Origin of the sequence: Sphingobacterium sp. B16(2022) (assembly GCF_012030425.1) — a bacterium.
GTDB lineage: Bacteria > Bacteroidota > Bacteroidia > Sphingobacteriales > Sphingobacteriaceae > Sphingobacterium > Sphingobacterium anhuiense.
Map to the genome: position 1 here is coordinate 485,558 of NZ_JAAUVN010000003.1, position 18,104 is coordinate 503,661.

Sequence of the window (18,104 nt, forward strand, 5' to 3'; positions counted from 1 at the left end):
TTTATATGATAGGTCAATATAAAAATCTATTTCCCTGGCTTATCAGTCATCTCAAATTGCAGTGCCCCTCCATTCATAATGGCAGCATAAGAAAGTTTCAAATCAGCTAAAGGTTGACCATTTAAGCTTACTTTTTTTACATAGACATTTTTTTCGGATTGATTTTTCACATCTATTGTAATCGTTTTCCCATTTTCTAGGTTAATCTTTGCCGATTTGACCAATGGACTCCCTATCCAGTAAGCATCATCTCCAGGTGCAACTGGATAAAAGCCCAAAGCAGTAAATAAATACCATGCAGACATCTGGCCACAGTCATCATTTCCACCTAAGCCTGCATGTCCATTATGATATTGATTCCGGATGATCTGACGTACACGAGCTTGTGTTTTCCAAGGGCTAGCGGTTTGATTGTATAAATATGCGACATGGTGCGATGGTTCATTACCATGTACATAGTTACCAATAATTCCATCGCGAGTGATATCTTCTGTGTGTTCGAAATATTTATCTGGTAATTCCATTGTAAACAAGGAATCCAGATAGTTTTCTAATTTCTTGGATCCCCCCATCATTTCCATCATAGCCACTGGCTGATGTGGTACATATAAACTGTAATTCCAAGTATTACCCTCTATGAATCCTTGACCATGGGTCTCCAAAGCATCGAATTTAGATCTAAATATTCCTTTTGCATCTTTAGGTCTCATAAAGCCGATAGAATGATCATAAACATTTTTCCAATTTGATGCTCTTTTAATAAAATCTTTGTAAATGTCGTCTTTACCTAATTTTTTAGCAAGTTGCGCGATACACCAATCATCATAAGCATACTCCAGTGTATTGGAAACTGAAGTCCCAGAAATTTCATCTGGTACATATCCTAAATCGATATAGGATCCTATTCCTTCATATTTACGTGCATTTGCTGTTTGAACGCATGCTGCCAACGCGGCTTCGGCATCTCCTTTGTAAACTCCTTTCAAAATTGCATCTACCACCACCGAGACTGAATGATACCCGCTCATGCACCAATTATCATTGGCATAATGCGACCAAATAGGCAACATTTTCAAGACACTTTGATCATAGTGTGCCATCATGGATGATACCATATCGGCATTGCGCGTAGGATTGATTAAATTCATTAATGGATGGAATGCCCTAAAAGTATCCCATAACGAAAAAGAGGTGTAATTGGTAAATCCTTTTGCCTGATGCACTTCTTGATCCAAACCTTTGTATTCTCCATTCACATCCATATACACTGTCGGCATCAGACTGGCATGGTACATGGCGGTGTAGAAATTAATCAGATCTTCTTTGTTCAGCATATCCACCTGTACTTTGTTCAGTTCCTGCTCCCACGATTTTTGACCCGCTTTCACATAATTTTCAAAGTTCCAATCTGGTGCTTCGTGTTCCATATTCGCAAGCGCATTCTTCATACTTACGGGACTTAGTGCTACCTTCATCAAAACCTCCTCACCATCCTTCGTGTCAAAATCCAGATTCATTTTGATCTGATGTGCGGCTAAATCCGGAAAATTATTTTTTTGATCAAATTTTCGCCAAAAACCCGCATACACTTGTTTTGCATCTTCATACTTAGCTCCATAATTTTTAAATGCTTTCGAAGTTTTAATCGCAAAATAAACTGTCCTTGTTCGAGCCCACCCATTAGTTTGACGGTAACCTACGATCGTCGAGTCATTCAAAACACGTACTACAGTCCAAACATTTTTAGCTTCGTAATTATAAATGCCGGCGGTTAAATCTAAGATCAAGTGTGAAGCATCAGATTTTGGAAATGTATACCGATGTATGCCCACACGACTTGTGGTCGTCATCTCTGCTTTAATCTGATGTTTGTCTAAGAGTACCTTATAATAATTTGCTTCTGCAACCTCATTACTGTGTGAATATGGTGAACGATATCCATCCTGTGGTCTATCGGCAGTACCTGGATTCAACTGAACTTTACCCTGTGTGGGCATAACTAAGATGTCACCCAGATCTGAATGTCCTGTGCCACTAAAATGAGTATGGCTGAACCCAACGATGGTCGGATCATCATATTGGTATCCTGCACAATACTTGTAGACATCACCATTATATTTACCATTCATAGCATATGGAATGGTGTCTGTATCAGGACTTAGCTGTACGGCCCCAAATGGTACTGTTGCTCCTGGAAATGTATGCCCCATGCGGGCTGTACCAATTAAAGGTTTTACGTATTGTATTAAATTGGACTGCGCCTGTAGCAGGTTAGGAAACAGGAACAATCCTAAATATAGGAGTTGTTTACTTTTCATAAGTTTAGATTTTTAAAGACTTGGAGCCTGGCTATAGTTTTTCCATAACTCATCTAGTGTCTTTCCGGTTTGCTTTTCCCAAAATCCATCTGTAAAGGTTTTATTCCGCATTGCCAAATCTAGATTTTTAACAAATCCTTTTTTTACCTTTTTCTCTATCCAAAAGAAAAAACGGGCGGTTACACGATAAGAGTCTGAATACTTTTGGCTTGCATTCCATTCTGGTAATTTCCAATTTGCACCAGCATTGTCTATACCATCGGCAAAACGGACATAATCAGCGATTCCTTCTGTAATCCACCAAGGTCCAGAGCCATTGGGGTAGCCTTGCACGATATGCATCACTTCATGGGTTACGACATCTATATCCCCTGGGTTCTTCGCAAACCATTCAGGACTATACCTTACTATTCCACCGGCTGTGGCGGCTACTCCTTTATAATCGGGATCGATCACAAAAGATACTTTTTTCATTGTCTTTTTGTTATACGTTTTTGCCAACTTCGGGTAATTGACAAAAAAAGTATGGATCAATTTTTCTTTCAAAACAGGGCTGAAATCTTTATCCTTATTTATCCAAATCAATGTGTAACCATTCTTTGTAATACTATCCGTATCAACTGCTACCTTACGATCATGTTCTGTATGGTTCCAGTTATCTTGAGCAAGGGCTGATTGACCAGCAATCAACCCTATTACACAACCAACTATCTGACTAAATTTCATTTGTCATTATTTTTTAAAAACTGTCTTTAATTCTGTACTCATCGAATAAGGGGCTGCGTCTAATGTAGCTCCGCGGTTGTAGTTTGGTTTAGACGTCATATCAAAGGATAGTGTTCCCCCTTTCACTAATTCTTGGTGGCTCAACCAATTCTTAGTGTAGGATTTTCCATTAACTTTTAAGTCATTGACATAGAAATTCTGTGCACTAGCTTGATTTCCGAGGATCTCTACTGTTTTACCATTTTCCAGTTTTAATGTTGTTTTTGCGAAAAGTGGTGCTCCCAATACGTATTCATCGGTAGCAGGACAAACCGGATAAAATCCAAGTGAAGAGAAAACATACCAAGCCGAAGTTTGACCATTATCTTCGTCTCCACAATAGCCATCGGGAGTAGCTTGATACATACGATCTAAGACCTGACGAACCCAATATTGTGTTTTCCAAGGTTGAGCACTATAATTATACAAATAGATCATGTGCTGGATGGGTTGATTACCATGCGCATACTGTCCCATATTCGCGATCTGCATTTCACGAATTTCATGGATAGTACCCCCATAATAACTATCATCGAAAGCTGGTGGCTGTGTAAATACACTATCTAACATCGTATTAAATTGTTTATTTCCCCCCATCAAACCGATTAATCCTTCTATATCGTGGAAGACACTCCACGAGTAATGCCAGCTATTGCCTTCGGTAAATGCATCACCCCATTTCAATGGATTGAATGGACTCTGAAATTTGCCGTCTTTATTCTTTCCGCGCATTAAGTTTGTTGAAGAATCAAATAGATGACGATAATTTTGTGCTCTTTTTGCGTACAGTTCAATATCTGCTTTCGGTTTTTTTAATGCTTTGGCTAATTGATAAATTGTAAAATCATCATACGCATACTCCAGTGTACGTGCTGCGTTTTCATTGATTCCTACATCATAAGGCACATAACCTAATTTGTTATAGTACTCAACTCCTTTACGGCCTACTGCAGTCATTGGTCCCTCATTGTTGGCCCCATGCTTCAAAGCCTCATAAAGTGTATTGATATCATATCCTCTCAATCCTTTAATATAAGCATCAGCCACTACAGAAGCAGAGTTATTACCGACCATGATATCTGCAAAACCCGGACTACTCCACTCTGGAAGAAATCCACCTTCTAAATACGCATTTTTCAACCCTTCTTGCATTTCAACATTGATGGATGGATACATGAGATTCAGGAATGGATATAGCGCTCTGAACGTATCCCAAAAACCTGTACCACCATATAAATATCCTGGTAATATTTTTCCATTATAAGGACTGTAATGTACTTTTTCTCCAGAGGCATTGATTTCATATAATTTATTTGGAAAGAATAACGTACGGTATAAGGTCGAATAGAAAGTACGCATCTGATCGATATTATCACCTTCTACAGCTAATCGACCTAGCTTTTCATTCCAGATCGCTCTTCCATCAGCCTTTACTTGATCAAAAGTACGGTTACCTAATTCATTGAGATTGAGCAGTGCCTGCTCTGCACTGATAAATGAAGAAGCTACACGAACTTGAACAGGTTTAGATTTATCTTTTACTTTAAAGCCTAAAATTGCTCCGGTCTGATCTGCAGTGGATTTTAATTTACCTTTAAAACGTTCCTTACCTTCCCAAGTTGAGTAATTGTCAAAAGGTTGATCAAATATTAAGACAAAATAATTCTTAAAATTTGTCAATTTTCCACGAGAGTATCGTGTAGAATAACCGATAACCATATTCTTTTCAGGAATAATCTGTACTTCAGATCCCTTATCGAATGCATCAAGGACAACAAATGCTGAATCTGTCTTATTAAAAGAAAATTTAAAATAAGCGGCACGCTCTGTCGGTGTTAATTCTGCAGTTACATCATGATCCGCTAAATACACGGAATAATAGTAAGGAGTTGCTTTTTCAGCTTTATGTGAAAACCAACTGGCTCTTTCTTCTTGATCAAAAGCGGCTTTACCGGTTACTGGCATTAAAGAAAACTGTCCGTAGTCATTCATCCATGGAGACGGCTGATGCGTCTGCTTCAATCCTCTTATTTTATCTGCGGCATAGGTATATTGCCAGCCATCGCCATTTTTCCCGGTCTGAGGAGTCCACATGTTCATACCCCAAGGTAATCCGATTGCAGGATATGTATTTCCGTTTGACAGCGAAGGTTTTGAATCTGTTCCCATAAGCGGGTTGACCAAATCAACAGGATCAACAGCTTTGCCATTTAATTTCTGGGCAGAAACAGTATTCGTACAAAATAAGGATAGGCTTAAACTCCATGCTATCCCCCATTTTAGGGTTTTAAAAATCATATGTGGTAAGTTAAATTGACATAAATTGGGTATTTCAACATCATAGCGAAGAAATAATTGATTTAACGAGATTAAAGATAAAACCTTTTAGCAATAAATAAAAATAAAATTAACAGCAATTTGCAATTCCTATCTTCTTTATTACAAAGGAGGTATAACAAAAAATAGAAATGTCATCTGAAAGTCTTTTTTACTCACCTTTGGGAAATTATCACATATTTAGCCTATCCTTGTATCAATATAATTTTTAAATAAAATGAATAAAGGAACTGTAAAGTTTTTCAATGAAACTAAAGGATTTGGTTTTATTACCCCTGAAAATGGTGGAGACGATGTATTTGTACACATTTCAGGCTTAAAAGACCAAGTTAGAGAAGGCGATAGCGTTAGCTACGAAATTGAAAACGGAAAAAAAGGCTTAAATGCTGTTAATGTAAGAATAAACTAATTACTATTATATTTTCTTGCAAAAGCAGCTTCCTCACAGGAAGCTGCTTTTTTTTGTTACAAACAGCAAAAACTCAAATCCAGATATACGATCTTTTAACTCCAGCATAAAAGATTCTTTAACGGTTCTTTTCGACCGTAAAAAAATGCTAACATAAATATGCTCAAGAACAATTAAATCCTTGAGCATAACTATACGATATAAAATATATTTTCCTTTACATACAGATTTTCTTATTTCAATTCGGACAATCTTGTCAAACCTTCCAAATAATAATAATCTGCATAAGCCAGTGGCACATCAATCTCCGAGTTGTGAGGTATACTTCCAACACTATGTTTTAATAAAAAGCCTCCATTTGTCCCATAGTCAGCAAAATAAGCTGGTCCAGATAATGTTTTTAGAGTTGACTTAGCAAAGGTTAAATAAGATCTACTCTCTTTCCCTGTAGTAAAAGTAGATAGGTCCACCAATGCTGATGCAACAACCGCCGCCGCCGAAGCATCTCTCGGTATATAATCAAGCTTCAAGTAGGCAAAGTCAAGATCTGACTTATACCCTTCCTGCTGTGCATTAAAATCCCAGTAAGGAATCTTATCCTTAGGTAAATTCTTATGATTCATATAAAAACTTGCCGCAGCTTTAGCTGTCTCCAGAAACTCTTTCTTTTTGGTTTCTTTATACATCATCGTAAAACCATAGATTGCCCATGCCTGGCCTCTCGCCCAAGTCGAATTATCAGCATAGCCTTGATTTGTTTGCCTATGGATGGCTTTTCCATTTTCATCATAATCCACAACATGGTAGGTACTGTGATCCGGACGGAAATGATTCTGCATTGTTTTGGTTGCATGGCTGATCGCAACATTTCTAAATTTAGGATCTCCTGTAATATCCGAAACATAACACAACATCTCCAAATTCAGCATATTATCAATAATTACAGGATACTGCCAAGTTGTTTTGCCGTCCCATGACTTCTTTTTATTCCACGATTTAATCAATCCTACTTTTGGATTATAACGTTTTAAAGCCGTATTAGCTGCGTGAATGATAATATCTTTATAAGCTTCTACCTTTTTTGGATCTTTGAGATATTTGATCGCATTACCATAAGAACAGTACATCACAAAACCAATATCATGGTGCTGGTCAAGGTTTTTCGCTTTCTCTAAAGCCTCGGTCCACTTTATCGCCTCGTTCTTTATTCCTTCGTCACCTGTTTTGTTGTATATGTACCAAAGCGATCCAGGAAAGAAACCTCCTGTCCAATCCCACTCACTCGTCACGACCAACTCTCCTTCCTTATTTATTGTTCTTGGAAAATTTCTCAATTTATCAGCTTCCTTTGCTAAATATGTATATTGCTTTTCCGAAGCTTCAAAACTTTTCTTGATAAATGGCAATTTAATAGGTATAAAACTTAGTGTTAAACCTGCCACTGTAAGCCCCAATAAAGGAATCAACATTTTTCTTTTCATAAGAATCTTCATAATATAAATAGTAAACACATAAAATCTCTTAATTAAATAGCATCTCAATATAATCTGTGCTATCTATTTTTGAGAATAACACAAAGGATACTAGTCATTCAAAATTATTTGACGGTAAATAAAATTATGTTGAATATAAAAGACCAAGCTTCATAATGAAACTTGGTCTTTTTTAATATCGATTATTATCTTTTTGATTTGAAAAGAATCACTGATGTAATAAATATTTTTTGATTAATTCAACTGTAATGATGCTGGTCCAAATTCTTCAAAATAAATGGCTGACTTCTCGACTCCATGTTCCAATAAAAAATGATAATGTTTTGAAATGAAGGGAGCCGGACCACAAATAAAATATTCTGCTTTCGGTTGCAATACCACATTTTTTATTTGTGCAAGCTCTACCCAGCCTTTATACTCAAATGCTGCTGTTTCCGCAATATGATCATAAAAAATATGGCGATCGATCTTATTATCCATAGCGATTTCTGCAAGCCTATCCTTGAATGCATGCACCGACTCATTTCTACAACCGTGTATCCAGGTAATTGGAATAGGTGATTCTACTTTATCTTTTACCAATTCTTCAAGCATCGCCATCAAAGGAGTTTGTCCGACTCCGCCACTTATAAATACTTTTGGGTTTTGATTTTCTGGTTGGAGCACAAATGTTCCCGCCGGTGTAGATAAATCGACCAAGTCACCTATTTCCACATGATTGTGCAGATGGTTACTGATCATTCCATCAGGATGTTTAGTTCCGGTTTCTCGTTTCACAGAAATACGGTAATATTTTCCATTTGGGGCACATGAAATACTATATTGTCGCGGTTGTAAAAGATCCAATTCTGGCAAGAATAAACGTAGGCTGATATACTGGCCTGGCAGAAAATCAGCCACTGGTCCGCGATCACTGGGATAAAGATAAAATGAGGTTATCTCTTCCGATTCTTTAATTTTTTGCTTTACAACAAAAGGTCTCCAACCAGACCAACCTCCGACTTTGGCTGTTTGCTTGCTATAGAGTGACTGCTCGTGACCAGACATCAGAGAAGCAAGTTGCCCATAAGCCAGAGTCCAAGCCTCTAACAGTTCCACTGAAGCAGCATCGCCTAGAACCTCAGCAATGGATGCAATTAAGTGATTGCCCACAATCACGTAATGTTCCGGACGGATAGATAAACTGGTATGCTTATGACCGATACCATTGACAACCGGCATCAATACACCTGGGTTTTCGATATGTTCTGCGTACGCCAGTACGGCCATTGCTAGCGCTGTCTGCTGTTTATTATTCTGCTGGTTGCCCATGTTGAACACATGTTTCAATTCAGGGTTAAGCTCGAACATACGTTTATAAAAATGTGTTGTCAACAACACACCATGCTCTTTTAAAATTGGCACAGTAGCCTTTACTAATTGTTTTTGATCTGCTGTCATGTTATATCAATAAAAATAAAAGATAATTACATCTTTTATTGTTGTAAAAAAATGCTTTTTTAAACAAAGTACTAGAAACGTGGCTAAGTGCTATATTTAATCATTTTTATATGATAAACCTAAAATAAATAAACTCATCTCTAAGTCTCACAAAGATAAAAACAATAAAAGACTTTATCATCTTTTATTAAAAAAATATGACACAAGCACGAAATATAGCCACTACTTTGCTATTTCAGGATCTGTATAGACATTGTAAGGGTTTATCTTTTTTGCTACGGCATAAGCGATCAATACTGCAGTTGCCACTGGAAATAGTAGGATATATGCACCCGGAGCCATACTGCAGATCAAGAACAAGGCAGTGAAACGACCATGAATAGCAGCTGCTAATGTCGAAGCGGCACCTACCAAGGCAAAATTTAAAATCAATAAATCTAAACCAAAAATCATATTGCAACACAATGCCACTGCCATACCCAAAAAAGCCCCAGCAACAATACTTGGCGCAAATACTCCACCATCACCACCGGCGCCCAAAGTAAGGGATGCGACCAAGGGTTTCAATATGACCAGAATCAGTAATGATATCGGAATCATCACTGCTCCCTGTGATGCTGTAGATAATTTGATCATTTGCTGAAGACCGTGATAACTATCTCCGTACAAGGCTGGAAAGAACAAAATAAAACTTCCAACGGTAAGTGCACCAATATTAACTCTCAAAAAATTACTATTTATTCGAGCAAAAAGTTTTTTAGAAGTCAAGACCAGTTTCATAAAATAATTAGCCAATACTGCTCCGAATACAGCGACCAACATCATAAACGGCAGTCCATACCAATGCCACTCCACAACTGGAAAGGATAACAATGGTTCTTTTTCAAAAAAATGTATCCCTACATAAGCGACAATTCCAGCTATTGTACAGCTCAATAAAACAGTTTTCTTTAATCCTCGAGCGATCACCTCAATAGCAAAAAACCAACCGCCTAAAACAGTTCCAAACAACACGGCGACACCCGCTGTCACGCCAGCACAAATTAGTTCACGCTTATATTTCATCGGTGCCCAGCCTCCTTTACTCATCTGGTTGCCTAATGTAGCAGTAGCCACTACAGTAGAAACCTCTATACCTGTAGATCCTCCAAAAATAACCGTAAGAAAACCGTTTATATAATGTGATGGAATTTTATATAATGGAAGATGATCCTGACGTGTATCCAGTGACCGGTAAATTTCACGAATGCCCTTATTTTTTTTATTTTGAAATACGTATTTCCTTAAAAAATAGATGATGGTAATACCTATGGATGGAAAAATAATATAGAGATAATGATTTATTTGCGACACATGCTCAAACAGATAATCTTGCCAATGGGTAGTGAGGTGTTTAAGTGTATACGCCAAAAGTCCAGATAGCACAGCGATAATAATACTGCCTATCATAAGCTTAAAATAACTGTACAGTTTTATTTTATCTTTCATGATCGATTTCCTATTCTGGCGCAAAGCTACCATAAAAAAATGCAGTAATTCAAGTATTTGCAAGAAAAACTGTGCAATATCTAAGCTACTACCATTGTTAATCCATGAATATAAAACTGTACATACAAACAGAAAATCAAACAGCACCTCAGTAACATATAAAATGTTATCTCAAATACTGAACTATTTAAATCAGTATAATGAATTATTTTTCAGTTATTCCTCGAATATTTAACAAAAATTATCCCTTGAAAGAGAAAAAAAATCACTGTAACAATTAAATTTATGTAGATTTGTAGCTACAAGCCATTGGACAATGAATATATCATTTTACAATAAATGATGAAAGAAAAGAACTAGAATAAATTGGAACAGATTATTTTTTACATCTTTTATTCCTTTTACTTATTTAGTAGACCAATGGCCGAATTAGCTGTTAGCAGTATTCCTTTTATTAATCATATTTTATTATCATGAATATCTTGGCACGATTTTTACTTCATGATGGGAAATTTGAATAGGGTATTACTGACAACTAAAACCAACAATTTTTAAAATTAGGTAGTTGTTTCAACATCTATCTTATATCAAAGTTATTGTAATAAAATCACCTACTATTTGAAACATGTTTCATGATTAACCTTACGTTGCTAAAGAGAAAATTTCGAAAAGACAATCCAAGATGGGTTATTCTTTTAATTGATTTGTTTATCGTATTTGTCTGTTATGCTATTTCTAATTTCATTTTTAATAGTATACATGAACAATATTCGACGGCTATGATGCTGAAGAAAAGTCTTCTTATTTTACTGGTGTACAGCTTTGCTTTCTCGATAATGGGAACCTATAAGGGAATTATTCGTCAAACTGGTATTCAAGATGCGATAAAGATTTTTAAAACTGTCTGGTTAGCATTTATGTTGTTAGCAATACCAACGATTGCTATTCGTTACTATATTCCAAAAGGAACCATTGCTGGCGATTTCTTACGCCTCTCGTACATCATACTTTTTATGCACAGCTTTTTCACCATGGTGATGTTGGTTGCAGCACGTGTGACTTACAGAAGCATTTATGACATGCTTTTTCTTCCCAATCGGAAAAATCGAAATGTATTAATTTTTGGAGCTTCCAGACCTGGATTAGTAGCTTACTCACTTTTACGTGAAGACCGCCGTATCAAAAATCATGTTGTTGCGTTTGTCGAAGATAAAGTTTCACGTGTAGGTAAACGTATTACGGGATTACGTATACTCTATCTAGAAAAAATAGATCAAGCCTTCATTGACCAATTCAATATATCAGAAGTTATTATTGCAGTGGAAAACAATGATCCCGAAAGGTTAGTACAAGTAACAGACCATTTTCAACAACTGAATCTTGAACTGAAAATCATGCCGAATTCACGGGTTATGTTAAATTCTGGTGCCAAACGTGAGATTCGTCCACTAAAGATTGAGGACTTATTAGGAAGAAAAGCGATTAAGATTGAAAATCCGGGAATTGATGCAGAATTGGACAATAAAGTAATTTTGATAACTGGTGCTGCCGGTTCGATCGGAGGAGAATTATCCCGTCAGATTTCACAACGCAATTACCGTCACCTTATTTTATTGGATCAAGCCGAATCACCACTTTACGATCTTCAACAATCACTAAAAGCTTCTCATCCCGATCGCGTTAAATGTATTGTTGGTGACGTTCGTGATAAGTTATTTTTGGAACGTATCTTTAAACGTTATCGCCCACAGATGATTTTTCATGCGGCGGCGTATAAACATGTTCCTTTAATGGAACAAAACCCATATGAAGCTATCTGGACCAATTTAATTGGCAGTAAAAATATGGCAGATTTGGCTGTTGCATATGGTATCCATAAGTTTGTCATGGTATCTACAGACAAAGCTGTCAACCCAACTAATGTCATGGGGGCAACAAAGCGGGCGGCTGAGATATATGTCAACAGCTGTAGCGCATTAGGAAAAACCAATTTCATTGTTACACGATTTGGGAATGTATTAGGGTCAAATGGATCCGTTATTCCATTATTTGAAAAACAAATGGAGCAAGGTGGGCCATTGACACTGACACATGAAGACATCACACGATATTTTATGACTATACCAGAAGCTTGTCTATTAGTTCAAGAAGCTGGTGTCATGGGCAATGGTGGAGAAATCTTTGTTTTTGATATGGGTAAATCTGTCAAAATTATAGATTTGGCCAAGCGCATGATCAAGCTGAAAGGTTACCGTTATCCTGAAGATATTGATATTAAGATCGTAGGCTTAAGACCAGGCGAGAAAATATTTGAGGAATTATTAGCGAATGATGAGAATACACAAAAAACGCATCATCCTAAAATTATGATCGCTCAAGTAAATCGAGAAGACATAGCTGAAAAATGTCATCTAATTGAGCAGTTGAGCCGTGACATTACTTCGTTTGACAAAAGTGATATCAATGACATGCAACTGGTGCTACAGCTCAAGAAAATTGTTCCAGAATTTAAGTCACAAAATTCGATATTTAAAGATTTGGACGAACATCTTGAAGAAAAAGTTACTTTAAACACTTAATATGCGACAAATTAAATATCGTTACAAAACAATAAATAACCCGCTTTACTAAGTATAAGCGGGTTATTTTTTTTGAGTTTATATCTGTGAATAAAAGATGAACAGTCGTTGTCTTAACCTCCTGTTTGTTTCACAATGAAATTACCCATCTATAAAGGCTCTCTTCAAATATTTTAATACAATTATTTCTCATACAATTCCAATTATTCTTTCGTAATTTGCCATCGAATTCTTCATCGAGTTGCTATTTATAAAAAATAAATTCATTCGATTCAAGTATTTTGGATGAGAATCCGGTAGTCAAATTTATATGTATTCAAAGAGTTCAATATAATGAGGCATAATTTAGCAATACTGATTTCCTTTTTCATATCATCCAGTTTGCAAATAGAGTAAGAACAAAGATGAAAGACAAAAAAATATATATAGCAGGTCATCGTGGTATGGTTGGTTCAGCAGTCAAAAGAAATTTAGAGAACTTAGGTTATCATAATTTCATTTTACGTAGTTCTGCTGAATTGGATTTAAGAAACCAGTCCGAAGTACAGGAATTTTTCAGGAATGAAAAGCCAGCCATTGTAATTGATGCTGCGGCAAAGGTAGGTGGTATATTAGCCAATAACAATTATCCTTATCAGTTTTTGATGGATAATATGCAAATTCAAAACAACCTTATAAACGAGTCATTACAAAACGATGTTGAAAAGTTTATTTTCCTAGGTTCTTCTTGTATTTATCCCAAATTTGCACCTCAGCCTTTACAAGAATCCAGTTTATTGACGGATAGTCTAGAGCCAACAAACGAATGGTATGCCTTGGCAAAGATTGCGGGGGTTAAAGCATGTCAGGCGATACGTAATCAATTTGGAAAAGATTATGTTAGCCTTATGCCTACAAATTTATATGGCACACATGATAATTTTGATCTCACAAGTTCACATGTCCTGCCAGCGATGATTCGAAAATTTCACGAAGCGAAATTAGAAGGACATACCACAGTCAACTTATGGGGATCTGGAAGTCCGATGCGCGAATTTTTATTTGTGGATGATTTGGCGCGAGCTGTTGCATTTGCATTAGAAAATAAGCTTCCCGAGTACTTATATAATGTCGGTACAGGAGTAGATCTTAGTATCAAAGATTTAGCCACTCTCATTCAATCTGTTGTCGGTCACCAAGGAGAAATTAACTGGGACAGCAGTAAACCCGATGGAACTCCACGCAAACTTATGGACGTAAGTAAGATGCATGAATTGGGATGGAAACATCAAATTGAATTAAAGGATGGTATTCAGACTACCTATCAATGGTTTTTAGAAAATCAGGATAACTACAAAAAAGTAAAATTATAAGTATTCAATACTACTTAAATTAAGCATATAATTAAGATGAAAATTGCATTAATCACTGGTGTAACCGGACAGGATGGCTCATATTTAGCAGAACTATTATTAGAAAAAGGCTATATGGTACATGGTATCAAACGTAGAGCATCCTCTTTCAACACACAGCGTATTGACCATATTTATATGGACCAACATGAAAACCATGTCAATTTTAAGTTGCATTATGGAGATTTGACCGATTCAACTAATATCATCCGTATCATTCAAGAAGTACAACCTGATGAAATTTACAATCTGGGGGCGATGTCACATGTTAAAGTATCTTTTGATTCACCAGAATATGTAGCGAATGTCGACGGTATCGGAACATTACGTATTCTTGAAGCTGTACGCATCTTAGGTCTAGAGAAAAAAACACGGATTTATCAAGCATCTACTTCCGAATTATACGGTTTGGTTCAAGAAGTTCCTCAGAAAGAAACTACACCATTTTATCCGAGATCACCTTATGGAGTCGCAAAGATCTATGGTTTTTGGATTACGAAAAACTATCGTGAAGCATATAAGATGTATGCTTGCAATGGTATTCTTTTCAACCACGAATCGCCACGAAGAGGTGAAACTTTTGTTACTCGCAAGATTACGATGGCTACAGCTGCCATTGCACACGGCAAACAAGAATGCTTATACTTAGGTAATCTCAATGCACAGCGCGATTGGGGGCATGCAAAAGACTATGTGGAAGCCATGTGGCTTATCTTGCAACAAGATGTAGCCGAAGATTTTGTCATCGCAACAGGGGTAACCACTTCTGTTCGTGAGTTTGTACGTATGGCATTTGCTGAAATAGGTATAGAACTCGAATTTGAAGGCAGTGAAGCTGCTGAAGTTGCAAAAGTAAAAGCCTGTAATCACCTCGATTATCAATTAGAAATCGGGAAAGTTGTTGTAAAAGTTGATCCACAATATTACAGACCGACTGAAGTCGATTTATTGGTAGGTGACCCAACTAAATCAAACACACAATTAGGGTGGAAGCCGAAATACGATCTTGCAGGTTTAGTAAAAGAAATGATGGAATGTGATGTTGCTTTAGTCAAAAGAGATTTCTTACTAGCCAATCATTCACAGGTTAAATAGATACGACCTCTCATAACGTTCAAAATAAATTAGGGTAGTGCATTGCAATGAGTTGATGCACTACCCTATTTTATTTTGAAGACAAATTTTCAAACGTTCTCCTATTAGTCTTTACTTATCCATCTACATTACTTTTTGAAAATACACGAGTTTTCCCGATTTTGTGATACCTTGGATAGTTACCTGTACCTTTCCTGCTCGATTATTATTTAAAAATTCGATCTCTTTTGCTGCAACGTTCTTATAGTAAACCAGTATGGGATTCCAGTACAATGTAATACGATCTCCAAAACCGCTTAAATTTAAATTTTCATTTACACTCTGAAAAGGGCGGAGTGATGTATATCCTTTAACTTTCTGCAAATCAACTAACCTTCCCCTATCTCGTACCACTTCAGAGGACGGGAGCGTATAAACGGCGACCACAGATCCACGACTAACCGTTGGCGTAGGTCCTTCAATTACCTTCACATAAGCAATTTCATTCATAGCCAGGTAGCTTACTTCCTCCGCAGTTGTTTCGATCTCATTGATATAATATGCGACAACATCACTTTTAAATTTCACGATTGGCACATTTGTCATGGGTTGACTAATAATCTGTAATCCTGCAATCTTACCCAGCTGTAGATAAGTAAACAGGTTAAAACTACCTTTGGCCTCTTTGTCGCCCTGAATATCTATGCCCCTTCCATCTTTTGAAAATAGTCCACTTTTAGCATATTTATTATTCAAATCTTTTACCCTTAGTTCATTTACTATTTTGCCGCTAATCTTTACTGTATCAAGTTTGGTTATATCCCTTTTCAACAAAGTCGCCATATACCGAGTTCTAAAATTATCAAGTAACGGATTTTTTTCTACTTCCGGGTTGATCCATAACGATCCTGCATATGGTATATTTCTCAAAGTATCTACCTTGGACAGGTCATAAAAAGTATAATTTACTTTAAAAGGTATAAACCTCATTTTATCCTCCACCTGCGTGACACGTAACTGTACGGTATCAAATGGAACATAGTCCGTTATTTTAAAACTATTCTCGCCATCAAAAGGTACTTCCATATAACGCATAACCGGGTCCAGTTCACCTTGATACCCAAATGAAATACCACGCTTCGCTTTTCCATCCTCAGCTAAGTTGTCTAAAGTCTTTTCTATTTTTTTCTTACCCTTTTCTTTTAACTCCATTTTACCATGTAATAGTAATATATCATCTGGTTTACTTTTACCATTATCTGGTATAATAAATTCATCTTTGGATAACGCTGCAATGTATCGCTCATCTTTAGTAATGTCTTGAACAAATTGATTTTCAAATGGCTTTTTTGCTATATTTTTAAATAAGAGATCTGATATCATCGTAGCAGTGCTATCTAATGGAAAAATTCCATCAATAATAGAAACTGAAACATTCGCCAGCTCACCTTCTGGCAATTGAACACGTAACAAATTTTTCCCCAATGGTTCCGAAGAACGATTGACAAAGCTAACATCTGGCGTTATAAAAGTTTCTTGACTTTTAGTGATCAAACCTTCTTTTTGTAATAGATTTCCATTTATATCGTACAGCAAAAATTGTAGAACACCATTTACTAATCCATCCTTTGGCAATACAAGTGTTTTTACATCTTGCCCATCCTGCATGATTACTTTTTCATCAAATAATTTCTGGTGATCGAGATAAGCTTGAACAATAACCTCATCGCTAGTTTTTCCAACTTTAGAAACCGTCAGTTTATATTTATCTGTACTTTCTCCTACAGTTATCTTATAACCATGATCAACAACGTTAGGTAATACTGTTTTAATTTTTCCACCACCTACCATCTGCCATTCCAAAATATATTCGTTGGACTCAGGAGTTAGGAATACATTGACTTCTCCATTTTCATCGCTTTCAAATTCTTCAACCACCTTTCCATCGACAGTTTTGATTCGTCCCTTAAAAGAACTATTTGCTGGATTTTTAAAGAGGAATCCAACTGGCTCATGAAGCAGCATCTGTTTTATTTTCGGATACATTATCAATTCTGGTATTTGACTCATTCCGCCATTCAATACAATTTTCTCCTCTTTTTGATAAATAGCAATACTTTTATCATAAATCAGATTAGGAAAATCAACCGTGTTTTTTGTAAAAGCATTCAATAAAATCCGATGTTCAGTGTAGTTCTTAGGCACCAAATACTGAGCTGCAAAAACTCCATCAACCACAACATAAACATTATTTTCCAGTACCGCTCCCTCTCCATCAGCCCAATCAATATAGACATTTCGTGTAGCACTATCCAAAACACCATCCGTCACTACATATCCCTTAAACAAGATTGTATCCCCAGGAAAATACTCGGTTCGATCCAAGTGAATCGCTATTTTGGAGATTGATTGTGCCTGTGTAAAAAGACTAAGAGAAATTAAATAAAAAAAGGTAATGAAGCGCAGTACTTTCATGTATTTATTATGGCTTTGGTTTATAAAATTGAATGGTTAGCAATTCCCATCTAAAGTAATAATAAATCATAATACTTAAGTATAAAATTTTTAAGCTATTAAAATATCATAATTTGAATTTTCAACTAATGTTCACACCTCACTTCATAATAAAGGTTTTAGCAATTCATCTTGTCTAAATTCCAATCTTTCTTCTGATAATGATAAGATTAAAATAGTATAAAAGAAAAAATACATTTACTTGAGAAACTGTATGACATATGATATCGTCATACTATCCTTGCTAAGCAAGGTAACAGATTTTACTCTGTTAAGAATTTAAATGGGTATCACTA

11 protein-coding genes are annotated in these 18,104 nt (G+C 36.2%); 4 read left to right on the forward strand and 7 right to left on the reverse strand.

The genetic code is table 11. The annotated features are described in order from the left end of the window. Positions 1-26: 26 nt before the first annotated feature. The 3 genes from HCX49_RS16600 to HCX49_RS16610 are packed head-to-tail and all read right to left on the reverse strand — an operon-like array spanning position 27 to position 5,381. On the reverse strand, positions 27-2,318 hold the full coding sequence (locus tag HCX49_RS16600; protein WP_168127656.1) for a GH92 family glycosyl hydrolase: 2,292 nt from the start codon (positions 2,316-2,318) through the stop codon (positions 27-29). 12 nt (positions 2,319-2,330) lie between these two features. Further along, positions 2,331-3,044 (reverse strand): basic secretory protein-like protein, encoded by a 714-nt coding sequence (locus tag HCX49_RS16605; protein WP_168127657.1) that lies wholly within the window; start codon positions 3,042-3,044, stop codon positions 2,331-2,333. 6 nt (positions 3,045-3,050) lie between these two features. Then, positions 3,051-5,381: a GH92 family glycosyl hydrolase gene (locus HCX49_RS16610; RefSeq protein ID WP_168127658.1), complete on the reverse strand. Its 2,331-nt coding sequence runs from the start codon at positions 5,379-5,381 to the stop codon at positions 3,051-3,053. 256 nt (positions 5,382-5,637) lie between these two features. Here HCX49_RS16610 and HCX49_RS16615 point away from each other — a divergent pair, with 256 nt between their 5' ends. Next, a complete protein-coding gene (locus HCX49_RS16615; protein ID WP_021190047.1) occupies positions 5,638-5,829 on the forward strand; it encodes a cold-shock protein in 192 nt (63 codons plus the stop codon). A gap of 233 nt (positions 5,830-6,062) precedes the next feature. On the opposite strand, the gene HCX49_RS16620 is transcribed toward HCX49_RS16615, so the two are convergent. The 3 genes from HCX49_RS16620 to HCX49_RS16630 all read right to left on the reverse strand — a co-directional run bounded on the left by HCX49_RS16620 (position 6,063) and on the right by HCX49_RS16630 (position 10,250). Further along, positions 6,063-7,310, reverse strand: a complete 1,248-nt coding sequence (locus tag HCX49_RS16620; RefSeq protein ID WP_206368555.1) for a glycoside hydrolase family 88 protein — start codon at positions 7,308-7,310, stop codon at positions 6,063-6,065. A 246-nt stretch (positions 7,311-7,556) separates the two neighbouring features. Then, positions 7,557-8,762, reverse strand: coding sequence for an NO-inducible flavohemoprotein (gene hmpA, locus HCX49_RS16625; protein ID WP_168127659.1), 1,206 nt, complete (start codon positions 8,760-8,762; stop codon positions 7,557-7,559). Positions 8,763-8,984: 222 nt separating this feature from the next. Continuing rightward, on the reverse strand, positions 8,985-10,250 hold the full coding sequence (locus HCX49_RS16630; RefSeq protein ID WP_168127660.1) for a chloride channel protein: 1,266 nt from the start codon (positions 10,248-10,250) through the stop codon (positions 8,985-8,987). Between the two features lie 632 nt (positions 10,251-10,882). On the opposite strand from HCX49_RS16630, the gene HCX49_RS16635 reads away from it, so the two are divergent. The 3 genes from HCX49_RS16635 (at position 10,883) to gmd (ending at position 15,315) form a co-directional block, all read left to right on the forward strand. Next, a complete protein-coding gene (locus tag HCX49_RS16635; protein WP_168127661.1) occupies positions 10,883-12,829 on the forward strand; it encodes a polysaccharide biosynthesis protein in 1,947 nt (648 codons plus the stop codon). 404 nt (positions 12,830-13,233) lie between these two features. Next, on the forward strand, positions 13,234-14,181 hold the full coding sequence (locus HCX49_RS16640) for a GDP-L-fucose synthase family protein (protein WP_168127662.1): 948 nt from the start codon (positions 13,234-13,236) through the stop codon (positions 14,179-14,181). A 36-nt stretch (positions 14,182-14,217) separates the two neighbouring features. Further along, a complete protein-coding gene (gene gmd, locus HCX49_RS16645) occupies positions 14,218-15,315 on the forward strand; it encodes a GDP-mannose 4,6-dehydratase (RefSeq protein ID WP_168127663.1) in 1,098 nt (365 codons plus the stop codon). A gap of 123 nt (positions 15,316-15,438) precedes the next feature. On the opposite strand, the gene HCX49_RS16650 is transcribed toward gmd, so the two are convergent. Then, positions 15,439-17,769: a hypothetical protein gene (locus HCX49_RS16650; protein ID WP_168127664.1), complete on the reverse strand. Its 2,331-nt coding sequence runs from the start codon at positions 17,767-17,769 to the stop codon at positions 15,439-15,441. Positions 17,770-18,104 lie beyond the last annotated feature (335 nt).